Origin of the sequence: Mesorhizobium sp. M0166 (assembly GCF_040322255.1) — a bacterium.
In the GTDB taxonomy this organism is placed as follows: Bacteria; Pseudomonadota; Alphaproteobacteria; order Rhizobiales; family Rhizobiaceae; genus Mesorhizobium.
The window spans coordinates 26,029-47,231 of the sequence record NZ_JAMYTD010000036.1 but is presented as its reverse complement, the minus strand read 5'-3'; the positions used below and the strand labels follow the sequence as shown (position 1 = coordinate 47,231).

Annotated in this window: 20 protein-coding genes, 1 tRNA gene and 1 pseudogene; 12 read left to right on the top strand and 10 right to left on the bottom strand. The window is 63.4% G+C overall.

Annotated features, from left to right (window positions below):
- Complete coding sequence (locus NKJ46_RS27415; RefSeq protein ID WP_352669097.1) at positions 1-507, top strand: SRPBCC family protein; 507 nt, start codon at positions 1-3, stop codon at positions 505-507.
- 7 nt (positions 508-514) lie between these two features.
- Entirely contained in the window at positions 515-967 is a 453-nt protein-coding gene (locus NKJ46_RS27410) for an MAPEG family protein (RefSeq protein WP_352669094.1), read from the top strand.
- Between the two features lie 365 nt (positions 968-1,332).
- Here the strand turns inward: NKJ46_RS27410 and NKJ46_RS27405 are convergent, their stop codons facing one another.
- The 3 genes from NKJ46_RS27405 to NKJ46_RS27395 are packed head-to-tail and all read right to left on the bottom strand — an operon-like array spanning position 1,333 to position 4,011.
- On the bottom strand, positions 1,333-2,070 hold the full coding sequence (locus tag NKJ46_RS27405; protein WP_352669092.1) for an SGNH/GDSL hydrolase family protein: 738 nt from the start codon (positions 2,068-2,070) through the stop codon (positions 1,333-1,335).
- A gap of 36 nt (positions 2,071-2,106) precedes the next feature.
- Positions 2,107-3,036, bottom strand: a complete 930-nt coding sequence (locus tag NKJ46_RS27400; protein ID WP_352669090.1) for an RNA polymerase sigma factor — start codon at positions 3,034-3,036, stop codon at positions 2,107-2,109.
- A 42-nt stretch (positions 3,037-3,078) separates the two neighbouring features.
- Positions 3,079-4,011 carry an alpha/beta hydrolase gene (locus tag NKJ46_RS27395; RefSeq protein ID WP_352669088.1) on the bottom strand — a complete coding sequence of 311 codons (933 nt, stop codon included), beginning with the start codon at positions 4,009-4,011 and terminating at the stop codon, positions 3,079-3,081.
- A gap of 297 nt (positions 4,012-4,308) precedes the next feature.
- Here NKJ46_RS27395 and NKJ46_RS27390 point away from each other — a divergent pair, with 297 nt between their 5' ends.
- Complete coding sequence (locus NKJ46_RS27390) at positions 4,309-4,962, top strand: NAD(P)H-dependent oxidoreductase (protein WP_352669086.1); 654 nt, start codon at positions 4,309-4,311, stop codon at positions 4,960-4,962.
- A 297-nt stretch (positions 4,963-5,259) separates the two neighbouring features.
- Positions 5,260-5,769: a GFA family protein gene (locus NKJ46_RS34865; RefSeq protein WP_502903460.1), complete on the top strand. Its 510-nt coding sequence runs from the start codon at positions 5,260-5,262 to the stop codon at positions 5,767-5,769.
- A gap of 146 nt (positions 5,770-5,915) precedes the next feature.
- Here NKJ46_RS34865 and NKJ46_RS34860 read toward each other — a convergent pair.
- Together NKJ46_RS34860 and NKJ46_RS27380 are read right to left on the bottom strand one after the other, a co-directional pair.
- Positions 5,916-6,071: pseudogene (locus NKJ46_RS34860) on the bottom strand (GMP synthase (glutamine-hydrolyzing)); the annotation flags it as partial.
- 213 nt (positions 6,072-6,284) lie between these two features.
- Positions 6,285-6,359, bottom strand: a tRNA-Gly gene (locus NKJ46_RS27380).
- 232 nt (positions 6,360-6,591) lie between these two features.
- On the opposite strand from NKJ46_RS27380, the gene NKJ46_RS27375 reads away from it, so the two are divergent.
- The 4 genes from NKJ46_RS27375 (at position 6,592) to NKJ46_RS27360 (ending at position 9,446) form a co-directional block, all read left to right on the top strand.
- Positions 6,592-7,089 (top strand): prolyl-tRNA synthetase associated domain-containing protein, encoded by a 498-nt coding sequence (locus NKJ46_RS27375; protein ID WP_352669083.1) that lies wholly within the window; start codon positions 6,592-6,594, stop codon positions 7,087-7,089.
- An 85-nt stretch (positions 7,090-7,174) separates the two neighbouring features.
- On the top strand, positions 7,175-8,167 hold the full coding sequence (gene trxA, locus NKJ46_RS27370; protein ID WP_352669081.1) for a thioredoxin: 993 nt from the start codon (positions 7,175-7,177) through the stop codon (positions 8,165-8,167).
- A gap of 163 nt (positions 8,168-8,330) precedes the next feature.
- Positions 8,331-9,002 carry an LON peptidase substrate-binding domain-containing protein gene (locus NKJ46_RS27365; protein WP_352669079.1) on the top strand — a complete coding sequence of 224 codons (672 nt, stop codon included), beginning with the start codon at positions 8,331-8,333 and terminating at the stop codon, positions 9,000-9,002.
- A 204-nt stretch (positions 9,003-9,206) separates the two neighbouring features.
- Positions 9,207-9,446: a Trm112 family protein gene (locus NKJ46_RS27360; protein WP_023675986.1), complete on the top strand. Its 240-nt coding sequence runs from the start codon at positions 9,207-9,209 to the stop codon at positions 9,444-9,446.
- A 42-nt stretch (positions 9,447-9,488) separates the two neighbouring features.
- On the opposite strand, the gene NKJ46_RS27355 is transcribed toward NKJ46_RS27360, so the two are convergent.
- The 3 genes from NKJ46_RS27355 to NKJ46_RS27345 are packed head-to-tail and all read right to left on the bottom strand — an operon-like array spanning position 9,489 to position 15,287.
- The gene (locus NKJ46_RS27355) at positions 9,489-12,797 is read right to left on the bottom strand and encodes an error-prone DNA polymerase (protein WP_352669077.1); all 3,309 of its coding nucleotides are present in this window, start codon (positions 12,795-12,797) and stop codon (positions 9,489-9,491) included.
- Positions 12,794-14,272: a DUF6504 family protein gene (locus NKJ46_RS27350; RefSeq protein ID WP_352669074.1), complete on the bottom strand. Its 1,479-nt coding sequence runs from the start codon at positions 14,270-14,272 to the stop codon at positions 12,794-12,796. The genes NKJ46_RS27355 and NKJ46_RS27350 overlap by 4 nt, the downstream gene beginning before the upstream one ends.
- Positions 14,205-15,287 (bottom strand): ImuA family protein, encoded by a 1,083-nt coding sequence (locus NKJ46_RS27345; RefSeq protein WP_352669072.1) that lies wholly within the window; start codon positions 15,285-15,287, stop codon positions 14,205-14,207. The genes NKJ46_RS27350 and NKJ46_RS27345 overlap by 68 nt, the downstream gene beginning before the upstream one ends.
- A gap of 182 nt (positions 15,288-15,469) precedes the next feature.
- Between NKJ46_RS27345 and NKJ46_RS27340 the strand changes: the two genes are divergently transcribed.
- Complete coding sequence (locus NKJ46_RS27340; protein WP_023721935.1) at positions 15,470-15,892, top strand: metallopeptidase family protein; 423 nt, start codon at positions 15,470-15,472, stop codon at positions 15,890-15,892.
- Positions 15,893-15,989: 97 nt separating this feature from the next.
- On the opposite strand, the gene NKJ46_RS27335 is transcribed toward NKJ46_RS27340, so the two are convergent.
- The gene (locus NKJ46_RS27335) at positions 15,990-16,196 is read right to left on the bottom strand and encodes a DUF1737 domain-containing protein (protein WP_352458330.1); all 207 of its coding nucleotides are present in this window, start codon (positions 16,194-16,196) and stop codon (positions 15,990-15,992) included.
- A 29-nt stretch (positions 16,197-16,225) separates the two neighbouring features.
- Complete coding sequence (locus NKJ46_RS27330; protein WP_352669069.1) at positions 16,226-17,107, bottom strand: HpcH/HpaI aldolase/citrate lyase family protein; 882 nt, start codon at positions 17,105-17,107, stop codon at positions 16,226-16,228.
- A gap of 278 nt (positions 17,108-17,385) precedes the next feature.
- On the opposite strand from NKJ46_RS27330, the gene NKJ46_RS27325 reads away from it, so the two are divergent.
- Genes NKJ46_RS27325 through NKJ46_RS27315 form a run of 3 tightly spaced genes read left to right on the top strand, consistent with a single transcriptional unit; the run spans position 17,386 to position 21,201 of the window.
- Positions 17,386-18,930: a DUF4153 domain-containing protein gene (locus NKJ46_RS27325; protein ID WP_352669067.1), complete on the top strand. Its 1,545-nt coding sequence runs from the start codon at positions 17,386-17,388 to the stop codon at positions 18,928-18,930.
- Between the two features lie 4 nt (positions 18,931-18,934).
- Positions 18,935-19,627, top strand: coding sequence for a response regulator transcription factor (locus NKJ46_RS27320; protein ID WP_352669064.1), 693 nt, complete (start codon positions 18,935-18,937; stop codon positions 19,625-19,627).
- Positions 19,615-21,201 (top strand): ATP-binding protein, encoded by a 1,587-nt coding sequence (locus tag NKJ46_RS27315; RefSeq protein WP_352669062.1) that lies wholly within the window; start codon positions 19,615-19,617, stop codon positions 21,199-21,201. Before NKJ46_RS27320 ends, NKJ46_RS27315 begins: the two co-directional genes overlap by 13 nt.
- Positions 21,202-21,203 lie beyond the last annotated feature (2 nt).

Here is a 21,203-nt window from a genome sequence, read left to right as displayed (position 1 = left end):
ATGCTGGCAGGGATCGCGAACACCGATGTCATCCTCGACCGGGACACGCACACGATCATTCTGACGCGCGTGCTTGCTGCGCCCTGTGAACAGGTCTTTGAGGCATGGACGCGGCCCGAGCATGTGGCATGCTGGTGGGACCCATCAGGCGAACCGCTGGCACAATGCGAGATCGACCTGCGTCCGGGAGGAGCCTTCAGGTTCGTCAACGGGCATTCCCCTGGCCCCCACCAGTTCGCGGGCGTCTATCGCGAGATCGCACCGCCGCGTCATCTTATCTTCGAAGCAATGGGGGCGATCGGGCGCGTCATTCTCGAGGAAACTGGCGGCAAGACGCTTCTGACGGTGAGGATCGAATGCGGCTCGGCGGAGCGGTTCGAGCAATATCTGAAAATGGGAATCGACACCGGAACGGCCAAGACACTAGACAACCTCGTCGCATACGTCAGCGCAGTGGCGCAACGGACATCCAGTGCGTGGTCAACTGCTCCAAGCAGCGGCCAGTAATGTTACGATGCAACAATCAATCTGGACCGCGGCACATCCGGTTTTCGTGGCATACGGCATCACCTGCGTTGTTCTGTGCCTCAATCTTGTGATGCTCTGGGCTTCCAGCGGGGCGATCCGCGCCAAGGGTGGCCTGGCAATCAATCCGGAGGATGGCGCTCGCTATGGTGTACCTGTGTCAGAAATTGACCCGCCAACTGTCGCGCGGCTCCTGCGCGCACACCGCAATGCCGAGGCCACGATCTATCCATTTCTGCTGCTGGGCCTGCTCTTTGTTTTCACGGGAGGAAAGGCAGCAATTGCAATTCCCATTTTTGCAATTTTTGTAGTTGCCCGGATCGTACATTCGATCGTCTATCTGAAGGCCATGCAGCCTTGGCGCACGATTGCTTTTGCCGTCTCCCTCGTGGCAATCATTGTCTTGATGGGTGCCGTAGTCCACAATTTGCTTTTTGCCTGACCGGATCTGGCTTGGCACTGGCCAGCTCCGAGCGGCCCTCTCACTCCCACTCGATTCTCTCAACCATGGTAACGTGCTGTTTTAGAAGCACAAAGCTTTTCGGCCTTCGCCAAAAGACCGACTCCTCGATCCGTCAGAAATTTGCAGGGGAATTTCGATGGTTCGAAATCTAGTCGGTTCCAGCGACTACCGGCATGAATCGGTCGATTTCTCGTCTCATCGACCCCATAGCGCAGTTTGGCGTTAGTGAGAGAAGTACCGTCGCTACGCGAGATCAGTTGGGCCGAACCTAAGAAAATGCTGCCAGCCTGCGCGATAAGACAATTCAGATAGGTGCACAAATCGGATACGGCCTTGCCGCAGGTTCAGGCCTCAATGAACTTCTGTATGCGATCCGCCACGATCCGCCCTGCGCGGCTGTTCAAGTGCACGCCGTCAGTGTGAAATAGCCAACCATTTCTGCGGGCGACATCGTCCGGACGCTGCCGCAGCACCAGTATGCGAAATGCATCGCGGTAGAATGGAAGAAAGTTGAACGCCGTAAAGGCCCGGCCAGGCGAGGTGCGAACCGCCTCCGTGATCGCCTCATGGAGCGGGATATAGAAGCAGCGTTCCTCGTGCGCGACGGCCGCCACGATCGCAGAATATTCCTCGATTCGCCGGTTGAGCTCGCTCTGGAACGGATCGTCCGAATCAGGTGCTTCTCCTATCGGAGGGAGCGAGCAAAGGCCGATGTCCGCCGCCGTCTCGCGCTTCAGCCTGTGTGCTATCTCGGCCAGATTCTTGTGGAACCAATCGGGCGAAGGCGTGCGAGGGAGGCGCTTCCATAACGTAAAGAACTGCCGCACTTTGCGTGACACGAGCGCGAGAACGTCGTTACCGCCGACCCAGACGATGACCTTGCCGGGACGACAGGCGAGCACGTCCGGCAGCCGCTGCAACGCGTTATAGGCCAGGTCGCCGCCGACGCCGAAATTCCGGAACTCAAATTGCCCGTTGCCCGGCCGCCGGCTGAGTTCCGCGATCCAATCGAATGCCTGGCCCTTGCCCGCCGTGCTGCTCGATCCGATGCAGGCCACGATTTTTCGTTGAGGACTGACCATTGTAGCTCCGCCAAGCCAGAGCGAAAAATCGTCGCCTTATGCTCTTCCCAGAACGGCTGGCCCAGGCGTGAGCTTCAAGTCGGACTCCGAGGCGCTTCCAACGACCCACGGGCAGGCATAATAGTCTTCGATGCGGTCGATGACGCGACCGGCGACATGGACACGAACCGGCCACGCGACCTGCCACTGGTCGCCTCGCTGGAAAAGCACGAGCACGACAGGCTCTCCGTCGATCGCCCCGACCTCCATGATCCACGTCTCCGGGTTTCGTTCGTACTCGACGAAATAGGGAGAGCTTCTGAGCAAGCCGTCGTAGCAGTCGGCGACCCGCAACCGGGCATCGGCGCTGGTCAGGCCCCGCACGCCATCCCAGTCATGGCGGTTGAAAAGGTCGACATAGCGCTGCAAAAGCCGCGCGGTGTCGGGATCCAGCGGACGGCTCGGTTCACCGGCAGGTTCAGCGGGCAAGCCGGCGAGCTTCGCCCGTCCACGGGAGAGTGCAGATTTGACGCCGCCAATCGTCGAGCCCACGAGTGCTGCGGTCTCTTCCAGCGAATAGTCGAACACATCCTTTAGCAGGATACAGGCGCGCTCCTTGGGCGGCAGGTGGCCAACCAGCCGTTCGATGGCGCGATGTGCATCGGTCGTTGCCGGCTCGGCAGCAACGACGCCTATGTCGTCCGAATAGGTGCTCTCCGCGTGCTCGCGCGCAACCCGCCGCCTCAGAAAGTCGATGCAGCGATTATGAGCGATGCGAAACAACCAGGGTTTTAGCCTGCTGGCATCATCGAGGGTCTCGATCTTCGTATAGGCCTCGAACAGCGTCTCCTGCATGAGATCCTCACCGTCGAGCCGTGAGCCGGTCATGCGCGCGCAATAGCGATGCAGTTGGGCGCGGACGCCTGACACCGTCTCGAGGAAGGCTCGATAACGCGCGTCGAATAGGCCGATCGGTCGCTCGGGCATGTCCTTCACCTGCCACATCTTAGCGTCGTTTCAATTTGCCAGTCATGCGACCTCCTGACCTTTAGCGCGTGTTGCCGCGGTTGCGGTCAGACCGAGCTTGGGGCGAACCCATTGTGCAAACCGCTCGATCGCGTCGTCGGCTTCGGGAGCGCGGCCGGCCATCATCTGGAACGAGTGCAGCATTCCCGGAAATACGTCCAGGCGCACTTCGACGCCGGCGGCCTTCGCCCGGTCGGCGAGCACCCGGCTGTCGTCGACCAGGGTTTCGTCTCCACCCGCTTGCAGATAAATCGGCGGCAGGCCCTTGAGATCGGCAAAGATCGGGCTGGCGAATGGATCTCGAGCATCGACCCCGTCGAGGACTTGCGATGCCAGCATCTCAACGGCCGCCTTCTGGAAAAAGGCGTCCTTCTCGCGGTTGGTTTCGTAGGAGTGCCCACTCGCCGACAGATCATGCCAGCCAGAGATGCTGAGGATGGCGGCCGGCAGCGGCCGTCCGGCATCACGAAGTTTCAGCGCCGCCGCAACGATCAGGCCCGCGCCGGCGGAATCGCCTGCAGCTATGGTGTGCTTCGGCGCGATACCCTGCTCGGCCAGCCACTCGAACGCGGTCACGGCCTGCTCGATCTGGCGCGGGAATTTGCTCTGGAAAAGGTAGTCGTAAGGGGCGAGCAAAGCGTAACAGCCAATCGCCTTGGCAAGGTGTCCGACCATCTTGCGATGGGTCCAGATCGATCCGCCGACATAGCCACCGCCGTGCAGGTAAAGCATGACCCGATCTTTGGCCGCCGTTTTTGGCTGAACCCACAGCGCGGTCTTGTCGCCGAGTTCGGTCTCGATGTAATCGACGCCGCCCGGTTCTGCCGTCAAGGCAGACCACTCGGAGGCTTCTTGCGGCGATTCTCGACCGCTGCGCCAAGCCTCGGCGAGCGTTTCGTAGTGGATCTTGTTGGCCAGGCTCTGCTTGCTGTTCATTGTCACGCTCCAATTCGTTCAGGAGGGCGACGTTCAGGATGACCGCGCCCATCAACAGCTAAGACGGACGATCTGAGCGAAAGGATACGTCGCCGGCAGATGCGTCGATCTGCACCGGCCCGATCCCGGCGGCAATGGCAGCGCTGCCTTTGCCCCTTGCCGTCATTGGCCACAAATGAACATTTACCTTGTCGTTCTCTTCGTGCGGTATCGACAATGTCGGCACGGCAACCAAGGCGAGGCAGTTCGGGTTGCCCGTCCCTCAATTCCTGCGCCTCTCAAGCCGAGGAGTAAACGATGCGCATCTTCTCCATCATAGCCCACCCGCGTGCCAACAGCTTTTGCCACGCAATTTCCGCACGCGTTCGCAACGCGCTGGTCGGCGACGGGCACATTATCGAACATCATGATCTCTATGTGGAAGGCTTCGATCCGTGCCTAACCGCGGAAGAGGCCTACACGGTCGGCGACACACTGGAAAAAGCGCTTTCACGCGCCGAGGATCGCGTCTTGCTCCAGCACCGGACGCAAGTCGCGAATGCGGATGGTCTCCTGGTCGTCCACCCGAACTGGTGGGGGAAGCCGCCTGCAATTCTGGCGGGCTGGCTCGATCGCGTTCTGGTTCCTGGTGTCACCTATCGCCTGAAAACCGCGGACGGGTTGCCCGAAGGCCTGCTATCGATCAAGAAAGCCATTGTTTTCAATACTTCCGATACCGATGCGGCGCGAGAGTTGAACGACCTCGGCGACCCGCTCGGGCTGATCTGGGGACGATGCGTCCTCCCATATTGCGGGGTTCTGGAACACGAACGACATGTGTTCAGGCCGGTTGTCGGCAGTTCCGAGGCGCGACGGGAGAACTGGCTCGAGGAAGCCACTGCCAAATGCCGGACCATGTTCGGGGCAAAGTTGAATGCAAATACGTCCGCTCCGTCGGCAATTCTGTCATGACCGTGCTCGCCCGAATTTCGGCTCCCATCCACTTCGGGCCTATCCAAGCACGCGGCGCAGATCCTAATGCCGGCGACGTATCCTTTCGCTGGATTCGTCCGTCTTAGCTGGTTGATGGGCGATGATCTCCAAGATCAGCCTCCTGAACGAATTGGAACAGGATACACCACGAAAAGCTCGTGGAGGCTTGGCGCAGCTGTCGAGAATTGCCGCCGGAAGTCTCAGAGTGGACGGTTTTGACGGCAGAACCGGGCGGCATCGGGACAGCGAGGACAATCGCATTATGATCACCAGCAGATGACGCACGCACCTATCATGACCGCAACTTGCTCTTGCGGCGGCGTCGAACTCAAAGCGTTTGGCAGGCCGATCGTGAGCAGCGTCTGCTACTGCGACGACTGCCAGAAGGGAGCTGATCAGATCGAATCTTTGCCGGGTGCTGGCGCCATACGCGATCCCGATGGCGGCACCGCATACATCCTCTATCGAAAGGACCGCATCGAGTGCTCCAAGGGGGCCGAATTGCTCAGGAGCTACAAGCTTAAGGAGACATCGGTTACGAATAGGGTTGTCGCCACGTGCTGCTATTCGGCGATGTTCATGAACTTCGATAGAGGCCCGCACTGGGTCTCGGCATACAGAGCGCGGTTTCACGGAGAACTCCCGCCACTGCAATTACGGCTTTGCGCGAAGTTCAAGCCGGACAGCGATGTCCTTCCCGACGACGTGCCGAGCCACCGGGGCTATCCCCGGGGGTTAGTCGTTAAGCTTCTGGCATCGCGCGTGGCGATGTTGCTAGGTCGATAGACCGGACTCGCCTGATCAAGAAGGTCGCCGCATTTTCGGCCCCGAGAACTGATCGTGGGTGGGTTTCGAATCTGTCGAAGACGATCGATGACAAACGTTCGCCGTAGTACGCCGCAATATCCCGTGGCATCCAATGTTACTCCCCTTCACTCCCACTCGATGGTGCCCGGCGGTTTGCTCGTCACGTCGTAGACGACGCGGTTGATGCCGCGCACCTCGTTGATACCTTGATGGCGCTGGCCGGGCGGTTCGAACGTGCCCTCTACTGCGTCAATGCTCCGGCTTGCCACCGCCAAGGCACATCATGGTTTAGAAGCTTGGCTGAGACGCTCGAAAGTGAAGTACCCAACCCATACGTCACTCGTTTCTGGAGTTTGATCGTGGAGGGTAAAGGCCGCCGCTATTCCCGCTTTTTGCGCGCTTGCAACGAGCCTACAATGCCGGTTTGCAACGCCATGTAAGCAAAAGGCGCCCCGAAAGGCGCCTCTTAATCGCTTGATTCCCTTCAAGGAAACTGGAGCGGGTGAAGCGATTCGAACGCTCGACCCCAACCTTGGCAAGGTTGTGCTCTACCCCTGAGCTACACCCGCTCGCGCGGCTTTTTGGGCCGCAAGCCGCGCTTATATGGCTGAAGAGCGCGGCGATTGCAACAGGGAATTCGCAGGCTTTTTGCTTCGCCGGCAATGCGGACAAGCCCTGCCGCGAGACGTCGCAAGGCAATCACCCCCGCCTTGCGCGACGGGCTTGTCTCGGCGGCATCATTGGCCGTAAACGGCGTTAGCCGAACAAGCCGTTGAAAGCGGGCCATCAGAAGAAAGACCGATGCCGAAGACCGAAGCCGAACTTTTCGCCTTTCTCTCAGGACTCGGGATCGAGGTATCGACCCGGCGCCATCCGCCGCTGTTCACGGTCGCCGATTCGCAGGCGCTGCGCGGCGAGATTGCCGGTGGCCACACCAAGAACCTGTTCCTCAAGGACAAGAAGGACAATTTCTTCCTGGTCAGCGTCGACGAGGAGGCGGTGGTCGATCTCAAGCAGATCCACCATCTGATCGGCGCTGCCGGCCGCGTGTCCTTCGGCCGGCCGGAGATGCTGATGGAGCTTCTCGGCGTCGCCCCGGGCGCGGTCACGGTGTTCGGGCTGATCAACGACACCGAGCGAAGGGTCAAGGTCGTTTTGGACGAGGAGCTGATGAGCCATGCGGTGGTCAATGCCCACCCGCTGACCAACGAAGCGACGACTTCCATCGCTGCCGCGGACCTGGTCAAATTCGTCGAGGCAACCGGACATGATGCTGTTATCTTGAAAGTCTCGGCATGATCGCCACATGGGTGACTGAAACCGGGTTCTAAAGAAGGATGTTGCGCCCGTCCCTTGGCCGGCGGCGCGACCGAAAGGCGACGAGATGAGCGATAGCAACCCCTTTGGCGGCCCGTTTGGCAGCAATGGCGGCCAGTATGCCACCACCGTGCAATATGGCGGCACCGATGCCGCGCGTGAGAAGGTCGCACTTGCGGAGGCGCCGGCCGACGTCATCAAGGACACAACGACCGCTGGATTTGCCGCCGACGTCATCCAGGAATCGCGTCGCCAGCCGGTGCTGGTCGATTTCTGGGCGCCGTGGTGCGGCCCCTGCAAGCAATTGACGCCGCTGCTGGAGAAGGCGGTGAAGGCCGCCGGCGGCAAGGTCAAGCTGGTCAAGATGAATATCGACGACCATCCATCGATCGCGGGCCAGCTTGGCATCCAGTCGATACCGGCGGTCATTGCCTTCAAGGACGGCCAGCCGGTCGACGGCTTCATGGGCGCCATTCCCGAGAGCCAGATCACGCAATTCATCCAGAAGGTTGGCGGCAAGAACGGTGGCGCGCCGCAAGTGGCCGAGGCGCTGGCCGCGGCCGCCGAAGCGCGCGACGCCGGTGACGTGCAGACAGCGGCCGACATTTACGATGCCATCCTGGAACAGGCGCCGGAGACGATCGAGGCGATCGCCGGCTTGGGCGACCTGCTGTTCGAGGCCGGCGATGCCGAAGGTGCCGAGGCGGTGCTGGCGCGGGCGCCGGAAGCAAAGAAGGATGCGCCCCAGCTCGCCGCGCTGCGGGCCAAGATGGCGCTCGCCGCGCAAGCCGCGGCACTGGGCAATCCGGCGGAACTGGAACGGCGGCTGGCCGAAAATCCCGGGGATCACCAGGCACGGTTCGAGCTTGCCATGATCCAGAACGCCAAGGGTGATCGCATGGCGGCGGCCGACAATCTGCTGGCGATCATCAAGGCCGACCGCTCGTGGAACGACGACGGCGCCAGAACCCAGTTGCTGCAGCTCTTCGAGGCATGGGGCATGACCGACGAAGCAACGCTGTCGGCACGGCGCAAATTGTCCTCGCTGCTGTTTTCCTGAGCCGGCGCAGACTGTTTTGTCGCGCGGGCTTGCGGTGGGCCGCGGCTGCGCCAGATTAGGTTTTCGGACGGCGTTCGATTTCGGGTTTCCAGTGTTGCGCCTTGTGCCGGCCGGGAGGAGACGGATTTGGTGCGCTTCCTGACAAAGCGATCGGAGGATTGAGGTGCAGGCGGGAAACGCACATTACCGACTCGCTGCGGACTTACCGTCGACCATGCCGATCTTTCCGCTCGAGGGCGCATTGCTGCTGCCTGGAGGCCGCATGCCGCTCAACATCTTCGAGCCGCGCTATCTGCAGATGGTCGACGAAGCGATCGCCGGGCCGCGGCTGATCGGCATGATCCAGCCCAGCCTCGACGGTGCGCTGCGTTCAGACGGCGAGCCGGAGCTCTGCAATGTCGGCTGTGCCGGGCGTATCATTGCGCTGTCCGAGAGCGGCGACGGCCGTTACCTGATTTCGCTGCAGGGCGTGTGCCGGTTCCGCATTGTCCAGGAGCTCACGGTCAAAACACCGTTCCGCCAGTGCCGGCTGACACCTTTTCTCGCCGATCTCGACGAGGAGCAGGCAGACGCCGAGATCGACCGGCCGGCGCTGCTCAAAGCGTTTCGCGCCTATCTGCAGGCCAACGATCTGGAGGCCGACTGGGAAAGCGTCAGCCGCGCCGAAAACGCCATGCTGGTCAACGCACTGTCGATGATGGCGCCCTACGGGCCGGCCGAGAAACAGGCGCTGCTCGAAGCGGCCGATCTGAAGACACGCGCCGAGACGCTGATCGCCATCACCGAAATGGCGCTGGCGCGCGACAATGAGGATTTCGGTTCGAGTTTGCAGTAGGCTCTTGCCTTCTCCCCTTGTGGGAGAAGGTGGATCGGCGCGCAGCGCCGAGACGGTTGGGGGGTGCTGGACGGAGTGCCGCCGGTGCCAAGCTGGAACACCCCTCATCCGACCGAGCTTCGCTCGGTCACCTTCTCCCGCGAGGGGAGAAGGTGGGCCGCGCGCAAAAACCTGAAGCGGTCGCCTTGTGGAAGGATGGATCGGATGGCGGATGGACGTGACGGGAACAGGACTGTCGACCCCAAGCTGCTGGAACTCTTGGCCTGCCCGCTGACCAAGGGGCCGCTTGCCTGGGATCCGGAGCGCGGCGAGCTTATCTCGCGGGTGGCAAAGCTTGCCTATCCGGTGCGGGACGGCATTCCGATCATGCTGCCATCGGAGGCGCGTGTCATCACCATAGACGATGCCATGCCGCCGCCGCCGCGCCTGGGTGGAACGCCCTGAGTGCTGCGGTTCAGAACCGCTCCGTTGCGATCTTTCGCGCCTCTATTGAAAATTGCGCCCTTTGGGCATGACCTTCTCTGCCTTTCCCAATAATTCCGTTTGCGCGATGCTATCGGGCCGAACCTCGTCTGCACGGCTCGACAGTCTGTCCGCAGGCTTTGCCTCTTCCAGCAGAACCGACAGCCACGGCGTCAGATCCTCGACCTTCTCGGCGACGATATGGATGACGTCCGATTCCGATTGCAGTTTGCCGGTGACGCGGATGAGACGCGCGCCCATGACGATGGGGCGGAAGCGGTTGAAGGTCCTTTCCCAGAAAATGATGTTGGCGACCGCATTCTCGTCCTCCAGCGTCAGGAAAATCGCCTTGCCATTGCCCGGCCGCTGCCGCACCAGGACAAGGCCGGCGACCGAAACGCGCCGGCCGTCCCGCACCTGGCCGAGGCGCGCATTGGGCGTAACGCCGGACCGATCCAGCCTTTGACGCAGGAAGGCGACCGGGTGCGCCTTCAGCGACAGGCCGAGCGAGCGGTAATCGTGGACGACGTGCTCGCCGAGCGGCATTGTCGGGAGCCTGGTCTCTGGCTCGAGATCGCGCAAGCGGATCGCCGGCTGGTCGAACAGCGGCAGCTTTTCGGCGGCACTCTTGCCGTCGAGCGCGCGGACCGCCCATAGAGCGTCGCGCCGGTTCAATCCAAGCGAGCGGAAAGCGTCGGCCTGCGCCAGTTTTTCGATCTCGTCGACGTTGAGGCCCGAGCGCAGCCAGACGTCGCGCACGGATGCATAGCCGGCGCCGCGCCTCGACACAAACGCTTCCATGCGCTCCTTCGACAGGCCCTTGACCTGGCGAAAGCCAAGCCGGACGGCATGGCTGGTCCGGATGACGCCGCGCATCTGGGCATGGCGGTCAAGGATACGATCCGGATCGAAAGGCGATTGCTCCAAGGCGCAGTCCCAGCCGGAAAAATTGACGTCGACCTCGCGGATCTCGACGCCGTGGTCATGCGCGTCGCGGACAAGCTGGGCCGGCTGGTAAAACCCCATTGGCTGGGAATTCAGGATCGCGGCGCAGAACACGTCGGGATAGAAGGTCTTGAACCAGCAGGAGGCATAGACCAGCAGGGCGAAGGAGGCGGCGTGGCTTTCGGGAAAGCCGTATTCGCCAAAACCCTCGATCTGCTTGAAGCAGCGCTCGGCGAAGTCTTTTTCGTAGCCCTTGGCGACCATGCCGTCGACCATTCTCTTGCGGTAATTGCCGATCGTGCCGGTGCGCTTGAACGTCGCCATGGCGCGGCGCAGTTCATCGGCCTCGCCCGGCCTGAAGCCGCCGGCGACGATGGCGATCTTCATCGCCTGCTCCTGGAACAGCGGCACGCCCAGCGTCCTGCCGAGTATTTTTTCCAGTTCCGGCTTGGGATATTCGGGTTTTTCCTTGCCTTGCCGCCGGCGCAGATAGGGGTGGACCATGTCGCCCTGGATGGGGCCGGGCCGCACGATCGCCACCTCGATGACGAGGTCGTAGAAGCTTTTCGGCTTGAGCCGCGGCAGCATCGACATCTGCGCGCGCGATTCGATCTGGAAGACGCCGATCGTATCGGCGCGGCAGATCATGTCGTAGACATGTTTGTCCTCGGCCGGCAGAGTGGCCAACACATAGGGCCGGCCGTACGCGTCCCGCGCTTGCGGATAATGCTCCCGGAGCAGGGTGAAGGCGCGCTGCAGGCAGGTCAGCATGCCGAGCGCCAGTACGTCCACTTTAAGGATTTTCACCGCGTCGAGGTCGTCCTTGTCCCACTCGACCATCTTGCGCTCGTCCATCGCCGTCTTGACGATGGGCACGATCTCGTCGAGCCGGTCCCTGGTGATGACGAAACCACCGACATGCTGCGACAAATGACGGGGAAAGCCCATGATCTCGTTGGCGCATTCGATCACATGACTTGTCGATGGATCGGTCTGATCGAGGCCGCCGGCCTTTGTCTCCTTTTCGCCGAGCTCCGAGGTCGACCAGCCCCAGATCGAGCTGGACAGTGCGCCCCGGACGTCGTCCGACAGGCCCATCGCCTTGGCCACTTCGCGCATCGCCGAGCGGCCCCGGTAGCTGACGACGGCGGCGGCCAGCGCGGTACGCTTGGTGCTGTATTTGGAATAGATGTACTGGATGACCTCCTCGCGCTTTTCATGCTCGAAATCGACGTCGATGTCGGGCGGTTCGTTTCTTTCCTCGGAAATGAAGCGCTCGAAAAGCGTGTCGATCTTGTCCGGGCCGACTTCGGTGATGCCAATGCAGAAGCAGACGATCGAGTTGGCGGCGGAGCCGCGCCCCTGGCAGAGAATGTTCTGGCTGCGGGCGAATTTGACGATGTCGTGGACGGTCAGGAAATAGCGCGCGTAGTTCAGGCGTTCGATCAGAGCGAGTTCCTCCTCGATGCGCTGCGTCACAAAAGCGGGTACGCCCGAGGGGTAGCGGATGGCGGCTCCCTCCTTGGCCAGCCTTTCCAGCTCGGCCTGCGGCCCGAGACCCGATTCCGTCGGCTCGTCGGGATAATTGTATTGCAGGTCACTGAGCGAGAAGGTCAGCTCGCCGGCAAAACGCAGCGTTTCCGCCAGCGCTTGCGGATGCCTGCGGAAAAGCCGTGCCATCTCCACCGGCGGCTTTAAGTGACGCTCGGCATTGGCCGCCAACTCCAGCCCCACCTCGGCGACGGGCACATTGAGGCGGATCGCCGTCAGCACGTCCTGCAGCGGGCGCCGTTCCGCCGTATGGTAGAGAACATCGTTGGTCGCCATCAACGGGATGCCGGCCAGCTCGGCCATCGCCGCCGCCTGCTCGATCCGGAAGCGGTCGTTGCCGCGGTAATCCGGCGAAACCGCCAGCCGCAGGTTTTCGCCGAAGCGATCCTTGAGCCGGCTAAGCAGTGCGAGGCTGGTTTCCGCATCCGCCGATAGATCCGGCAGGATGGCCAGCGACAGGAGATCGCCCCATTCGAGAAGATCGCTCTGTTTGAGGAGCGTTGCCCCTTTTTCGTTTTCGTCACGCAGATTGGCCTGCGTCAGCATGCGGCAGAGATGACCCCAGCCCTTGCGGTCTTGCGGATAGGCGAGGATGTCCGGCGTGCCGTCGCAAAAAACCAGGCGGCAGCCGGGATGATAGGAAACACCCTCCACCTTGGCCTGTTGCCAGGCGCGCACCACGCCCGCCACCGTGTTGCGGTCGGCGAGACCGATCGCCGAAAACCCCAGGAATTTTGCCGCGACCACCAGCTCCTCCGGTTTCGAGGCGCCGCGCAAGAACGAGAAGTTCGACTGGATGCCGAATTCGGCATAGGGGATGGCCGTCAGCGCATTCATGCGAAGATCCCATGCATGAACCAGCGCGGCGAAGGCTGCGAGGCGCCGTAGAGGCCCTGGCGATAGAGCCAGTAACGGCGGCCATCGGCATCCTCGATGCGGAAATAATCCCGGGTTGGCTCATCTTCTCGTCCCGCCGCCCCTCGCCACCATTCAGGCGCGATGCGCTCCGGCCCTTCAGCGCGCGCGACCCGGTAGAGCGCGCGCCGCCAGCGGAAGTTCAAAGGCGGGCCTTCCGGCATTTCGGTGGCCGGCACCTCGATCGGCTCGGGCGAACGGAAAAGCCGGATCGGCCGTTCCGGCTGGAAGACGGTCGAGGGAGCGTCCTTCGCCTTGTCGGGCTGCTTCGGCGGCGAGCTTCTCTGCGGCGCCTCCGTAAAGGGAAGGGTGGCGACGGCGCGCTCCGGCAAATGGCTCTCGACGGCGACCGGCTTCAAGACCGCGCCTTCGCCGAGCCGGGCGCGAATGCGGTCGGCAAAAAGCGCGATATCGGCACCGTCGTCGTTCGTCTCGCCGGCAAGGTCGGCCTGCTGCATGTCGAAGGCGGCGACAGTCAGCACCGAAAGGCGCACGAGATCGAAGCCATAGCCGGCGTCGATGTCCTGTTCGAGCGCGGCAAGCCTTTCGTGGAACAATTTCTGGATCAGCCGCGGCTCGCGCAGAGGCCGCGAGGTGCCGACGGCGATGCGGCTGACGCCGCCATCGACGCGGAAGAGCAGCAGCGCCAGCCGCCTTGCGCCCTCGCCGCGACGCTCGAGGTCGCTCTTCAAGGTGGTCGCCAGCATGCCTGTCAGCCGCTCGATGTCCTCGGTCAGCATGATCGGTTCGGCAAGGTGACGCTCGACCGAAAGCGGTGCCACCGGCAGGCGCGGCGACACGGCCTCCTCGAGGCGGCCAAGCGCCTGGTCGAGGCGCAAGAGCAGCGATGCGCCGAAGCGGCGGGCCAGCGGCGCGCGCGGTGCTGCCATGACGGCGCCCGCCGTGCGCAGGCCGACGCTTTCGAGGCTGGCGCGGACCTCCGGGCCGATGCGCAGCGCCGCCAGCGGCAAGGGCGCGAGAAGCGCTTCCTCCTCGCCATCGGGAACGATGCGGTCGCCGGCAAACCGCGCCGCCGCCCAGGCAGCACCAGGCGTGGCGGCAAGCCCGGCGCGGACATCGAAGCCCTGATGGAAAAAACGCGACAGGATATCGTCCAGCATCGAGCGTTCGCCGCCGAAAAGATGGGTGCAGCCGGTGACGTCGAGATAGAGGCCGTCGGTCCCGTCGAGCGCCACCAGCGGGGTATAGCGGTCGCACCAGTCGGCGAGGCCTTCGAGCAGGCGCCGGTCGGCCTCCGGATCGGCCTCCACGATGTCGATCGAGGGATGCATGGCGCGCGCATCGGCTATGCCCATGCCGCGCTTCAGATTAAGCGCCTCGCCCCGCTCGTCGAGGGCGGCGATGCGCTGGGTGTTCCCTTGGCGATGGCTGACCACCAGCGGCAGGTGATCCGACGGCCGGGAACGCCAGGACCGCCCCAGACGCTGCCGCAGGATCCTCTCGGCGGCGAGATGCGGAAACCACAGGGACAGGATTCTTTGGCCGTTCTGGGGTCCATTCCTGAGACCTTCTTTCCTCGCCCCGTCTTTCTTCGAATATGCGTTCATCGGGGTTCCACTCCAGTGTGAATTTTCCGGGCAAGGCAGTGCGGCTCTTGCCGATGGTGACGGTGAAGGCGGGCCGGCCGATCGAGCCGGCGAGCGGGCCGGCAATCGTCTGGCGCGCTGCCGCCGGTGCCGGCGACAGGACGAGGCGGACCGGCGCTGCCGTCGGCTCGGGCTCGCCGGCCTGGCGCAGCAGGAACAGCGGTCGGCCCGCACTCTGCGCCCGGGCGTGCAGCCGCCGCGTCGCGGTGAGGTCAAGCCGCTGCGGGCTGCCGCGGATTTCGAGGATGACAGCGGCCAGCGCCGTCATCCGGGCAGCCTCCTCGGCGATCCACAGCGCATCGAGCAGCCTTGGCGCCTCGGAAAACAGCAATTGCTCCGGCTCGATGCCGAAGAAGGCGTGAAGCCCCCTGGCATAGGGAAAGCCGGCCTCACGGAAAACCTCGGATGTGCCGATCCACAGCACCGGCAGTCGCGGCCCCTGGCTGAGGATCAGGCTGACGAGCGACAAGGCAAAACCGGCGACGGCCCCGGCATCGCGGGTCGCGGCGCCATGAAACTCGCTCAGCGCCGCCTTCGGCAGGCCGCCGCTCAGCGCAGCATCGAGGCGCTCGGCGCCGGTGCGCAAAAACGCATCGGGCGGCGCCACGGCGAGGCCGCGGCGGACAATGGTCAGATTCCGAGCGGGTGCCGGATGCCGAGAGGGTGCCGGACTCTGACGAGGGACATCCGCGTCAAACGACGAACCGGCCGGCGCCTCCAGGCGTTCGGGCAAGGTCCCTTCGATCTTCGCGATCTGGCGGCGCAGGGCAAAAACAGTCTCCCGCGCCACGGCGCTTGTCGCCATGACGGTCAGCTTCCACTCACAATTGTTCCTGTTATGTTCCTATAGATTCCAGAGGCAGCCCGAAGAGTCAAGCGGAGTCATGGGGAATTTATTCCTGTAGTGGGGCATGACACGGGCCCTCCAGTCCGATCATTTGCCGAGTCCGGCCCGAAAGCCTATATGCCGGGATCAAAGGACAAAGCATGGCTCGCATCTACCAAACACGCATCTGGCACGACCAGCTTTCGCCAACGATGGAGGAAATCGAGCTCCTGGCGCTGGAGGCCTATGCCCATCTGCCGGAGGAGTTTCGCAAGCTGACCGGCGAGATCGTCATCCAGATCGCCGAATTCCCGACCGACGAGATCATGGACGACCTTTCGCTGGAAACGCCCTTCGACCTGCTCGGCCTGTTCGAGGGGCGCGGCATCGCCGAGCGCTGGAACCCGCAGACCGGCGAGGGGCCGAACCGCATCACGCTCTATCGCCGCGCCATCCTCGACTACTGGGCCGAGAACGAGGAAACGCTGGGCGACATCGTCACCCACGTGCTGATCCACGAGATCGGCCACCATTTCGGCCTGTCGGATGACGATATGGAGAAGATCGAGGAGGCAGCGGAGTGAGCGACCCCGCTCCTCGTCATCCTAGGGTACTCCGCGACGTCGCTTCGCGACTGCTTCGCCTTAGGATGACGAAGGACGAGCGCTTCAGCGAACCTCCCTACCAGTCGCTGAGCTTGGTGTCGGGGCCGTATTCCTGGCCCTCGATGTCCTTCACCACCGCCTGACCGCAGCGCATGGTCTTGGCCTCCTTGTCATAGGCATAGGTCGGCGAGCCGAACAGGTGCCAGCCCTTGTTCAGCGCCGCCGTCACCTTGTGGCAGAAGCTGGCATCGTCCGGGCCGGACAGAAAGCGGTAGAGTTTCATTCTTCAATCCTGTCGTCAGTTACCATTAGTCATGCGCGAACAACGGCGGCCTTCGCCAGCAGTTTTTCGGCCTGCGCCAGATGCAGCCGCTCGACCATCTTGCCGTTCAGCGCGATCACCGCCTTGCCGGTATTTTCAGCGCGCGCGAAGGCATCCTTGACGGCGCGCGCCTCGGCTATTGCTTCGGGCGACGGTGCAAAGGCGCGGTTCGCGGCCTCGATCTGGGCCGGATGGATCAGCGACTTGCCGTCAAAACCCATGGCGGCCGCTTCCGTGCACTCGCGCGCAAAGCCGTCCATATCGCTAAAATCATTGAAGACGCCATCGAGCAGGTCAAGGCCGCCGGCGCGCGCGGCGAGCACCATCTGCATCAGCCATGGCACGAGATAGCGCCGGTCGGGCGTGGCGAGAATGCCTGTGTCCTTGACCAGATCATTCGTTCCGGCAACGAAACAAACCAGTCTAGAGGCCGGGTCGCGGCCGAGCTCAGCGATCGGCCCGATGTTGAGCAGCGCTTTGGGCGTCTCGATCATCGCCCACAGCTTGACCTCGTCCGGGATAAAATTGTCGTCGAGCACGTCGCCGGCCTCGAGGATGTCGCGCGGCGTATCGACCTTGGGCAGCAAGATGGCGTCGGGCGTGCATTTTGCCGCGGCCAGCAGGTCGGCGCCGCCCCACTCGCTCGACAGCGCGTTGATGCGCACGACCATCTCGCAGCGCCGGTTGGAAAGGCCGGCGAAAATCGCCGCCAGCTTTTCACGCGCGGAAGGCTTGTCGACCGGGGCGACGGCGTCCTCGAGATCGATGACGACGGCATCGCAGGCCAGCGACGGGATTTTTGCCAGCGCCTTGTCGTTCGAGGCCGGGACGTAAAGCACCGAGCGGCGCGGGCGATAGCTTTCGGTGGTCATCTCCGATCTATGCCGCCTGCAGCTGGCCGAGGCAAGCCGTGCATAAAAACTGCACGCAATTTCGGAAAATCTCCTCGTCTCCGCCCCGCTTGCCACCCGACAGAATGCGACAAGGGCGGCATGCAAGAGCAAACGAACTCCCGTTGGTCCCTGCCGTACCGGCTTCGCCGCGAAAGCTGGTGGCTCGTCGATCCGCCCCAGACTTTGGCAGCCCTCCTCCCTTTCGTCCGCAAATCCCTGCCCACCGGCCGCATCAAAGCCGCCGAGAAAGCCCGATCATGACAGTATTCCTCTCGGCGGCGCCGAGCTATTGCAGCCGCTTCGGCGTTGCCGTCCTGCTCGTCGCGCTGGCCGATTTTTTCTTCTATGGCCAGCCGGCCGGCATCACGCTTTTCCTGTTCGGCGTTGCGATTGCAGCGGCGAGCATGGCTCTCCATCCTCTCAGCGTCTTCAACGATGGCAGGTTCTGGTTCAAGCCGGTTGCGCTGCTTATGGCGCTGCTGCCGCTTGTGGAAAATGTCAGCGCACTGTCCGTCTCTATCGCGCTGGCGGCGACGGCCATCTTCGCGCTGTCACTGGCCGGACGGTTGCGGCGCGGCCTAGCCCGCGTCGCCCGCCAACTCTCGCTGTTCCTGCTTGCAACGCCATTTCGGCTCGTCCTGGATTTCCTCCGCTGGCGCAAGGCGACGCGGCGGCTTGGCCGGCGGCGCGTGCGGCTTGCGACGATCGCCGTCTGGGTCATGCCGCTGAGCCTCGGCGCGGTGTTCCTCGCGCTGTTCGGCGCCGCCAATCCGGTCATCGAATACTGGTTCTCGCTGATTGATCTCTTCGCTTTGCTTAACCTCATCCAGCTGCCACGTCTCGCCTTCTGGCTGTTCGTGCTTGCCGGCATCTGGGCCTTTCTGCGGCCGCGGCTGCCGCGCTTTTTCCGCCGCCGCAAAGTGTCGCCAGCCAGCGTACCGGCGACGCCGGCCACCAGGACCACCATCGAAGACACCGTCTTCGGCAAGGCCGCTATCCTCCGCGCGCTCGTCGTCTTCAACGTCCTGTTCGCGGTGCAGAGCGCACTCGACGCCACCTATCTGTGGGGCGGTATCGCGCTTCCCGACGGGCTGACCTATGCCGCCTACGCGCATCGCGGCGCCTACCCGCTGATCGTCACGGCCCTATTGGCCGCCGGCTTCGTGCTGGCAGCGCTGAGGCCGGGAAGTGCGACCTCCGGCGATCCGCTCATCCGCCGGCTGGTTTATGTCTGGGTGGCGCAGAACATCCTCCTGGTGATCTCGTCGATCCTGCGGCTTGATCTCTATGTCGGCATTTATGCGCTGACCTATTGGCGTGTCGCCGCCTTCGTCTGGATGGGGCTGGTGGCGGCGGGCCTTGTCCTGATCATCGCCCGCACCGCGCGCGAAAAGTCCAACGAATGGCTGCTTTCCGCCAATCTTCTGACGCTATCGGCGACGCTCTATGCCTGCTCGTTCATCAACTTTGCCGCGCTGATCGCCAACTACAATGTCGACCATTCCTTCGAAATGACCGGTCAAGGCACCCAGCTCGACGTTTGGTACCTGCGCTCGCTCGGGCCCGGCGCCTTGCCGGCGCTCGATCGCTTCGTCCAGCACCAGAGCAGGACGGTTTCTACGGAGGATGCCTCCATCGGCGAACTCGCCCGCTGGTATGCACAGGACGAAGCACGCTTCCGCGCCAGCCAGGAAAACTGGCGCGGCTGGAGCTTTCGTGACTGGCGGCTCAACCGCGTCCTCGACAGGCGTGGCCCGTTTGTGGTTCCTCCGATGTCCGAACCCTTCATGCCGGGCCGCTGATTTGATGCCGCACCACATACTGGTCGCCGACGACGATCCGCACATTCGCGAAATCATCTGCTTCGCACTGGAAAAGGCCGGCATGAAAACGCTGGCGGTGCCGGACGGCGCGGCTGCCTTGCAGGCGATCGAACGCCGTGCGCCCGATCTCGTCGTGCTCGACATCGGCATGCCGGAAATGGATGGGCTGGAAGTGTGCCGGCGGCTGCGCCACACATCCGATGTGCCGGTGCTGTTCCTGTCCGCGCGGGATGAAGAGATCGACCGCGTCCTGGGGCTGGAGATGGGCGGCGACGATTATGTCACCAAGCCGTTCAGCCCGCGCGAGCTGGTCGCCCGCGTCAACGTCATCCTGCGCCGCGCCCGGCTCGCGCCGGAACCAGCTGACGACCGGCAATTCTCGCATGGCAGACTGTTGCTGGTTCCGGCAAGCCATACAGCCAGCTTCGACGGCAAGCGACTGGCGCTGACCTCGATCGAATTCGCGATCCTGAAAGGATTTCTGTCGCGGCCGGCGCATGTGCTCGGCCGCGACATGGTGATGGCCAACGCCTATGCCGCCAACATCCATGTCGCAGACCGCACCGTCGATAGCCATATCCGCAACATCCGCGCCAAGCTGGCGGCAGTCGGCTGCCTTGATGCAATCGAGACCGTGCACGGCGTCGGCTTCCGGCTGGGTAAATGCGGGAGTTGAGCGCCCAAAAATGGGTTGACAGCAAATGGCGGCCTCGGCTCGCCACGGTCGTCATTGCCATCCTGATCATGGTGATGGCGTTGCCGCTGGCCGGGCTGTTCTTCTTCCGGCTCTACGAGAACCAGCTGATCCGCCAGACCGAGGCCGAGCTGATCGCACAAGGTGCCGCCCTTGCCGCGATCTATGCGCAAGAGGTCCGTGAGGCCGGCCTTGCCCCGGAAAAGCTCGGCACACCCATGCCTCCACCCGATACCGGCGATCGGGCTTCTCGCTACCTGCCGATCGAACCGCGCCTCGATCTCGCGTCGGACAGGATCCTGCCGACCCGGCCCGCGGCCACCGCGGCCAGCGTCGATCCTGCCTTCGTGGCGATCGGCGCGCGGCTGTCGGGCATTCTTGCCGAGACGCAGAAGACCACGCTTGCCGGCTTCCGGCTGCTCGATCCCAGAGGCGTGGTCATCGCCGGCCGTGAAGAGGCCGGCCTGTCGCTCGCGGCTGTCGAAGAAGTTCGCGCAGCGCTTGCCGGCCGCTACGCCAGCGCGCTCAGGCTGCGGGTTCCCGACCAACCGTCGCCGCCGCTCTATTCGGTCAGCCGCGGCACCAAGGTTCGCGTCTTCGTCGCCATGCCGGTTGCCGTCGAAGGCAAGATCGCCGGCGTCGTCTATCTGTCGCGGACGCCGAACAACATCGTCAAGCATCTCTATGGCGAGCGCGGCAAGGTGGCGCTGGCCGCAATCGCCATCATCGGCGGCACGCTGCTGATCGGGCTGGTCTTCCTGCGCACCGTCAGCCGGCCGATTTATGCGCTGATGGAACGCACGAAACGCATCGCCGCCGGCGACCGCGAGGCGATCAGGCCGCTCGATCACCACGGCACGCGCGAAATGGCTGCGCTCTCCGCTGCTTTCCTCGACATGGCCGAAAAGCTGCACGCTCGCTCCGACGGCATCCAGACCTTTGCCACCCACGTCTCGCACGAGCTCAAATCGCCGCTGACGGCGATCCAGGGGGCCGCCGAACTGCTGCGCGATTCGGGCGGCGCGATGGATGAGGCCGAGCGGCAGCGGTTTTCGGACAATATTGTCACCGATGCCGGCCGGCTCAACCTTCTGGTGCGCCGCCTGCTCGACCTGGCGCGCGCCGAAAATCTCGAGCCGAGCGGCGAAAACACGTCGCTCGGTGCGGCACTGGCGCTGCTGCCGGCCGACGACAGGCTGGCGGTGCGCCTCGAGGCGGGCACCGAGATCGGCCTGCGCATCTCGGCCGAAAACGCTGCGATCGTGCTCGCCAACCTCATCGACAATTCGGCGCGGCACGGCGCGACGCTGGTTTCGGTCACGGCAGCAAGCGCGGACGGCAAGGCCACCATTGTGGTGGACGATGACGGCGCCGGCATTTCGCCCAGCAACCGAGGCCGCATCTTCGAGCCGTTCTTCACCACGCGCCGCGATTCCGGTGGCACCGGCATCGGCCTCGGCATCGTGCTGGCCCTCCTGAAACCGCATGATGGCACGATCCGGCTGGTTGACTCGGCGAGCGGCACGCGCTTCGAGATCCTCCTGCCGGCGGCGTGACT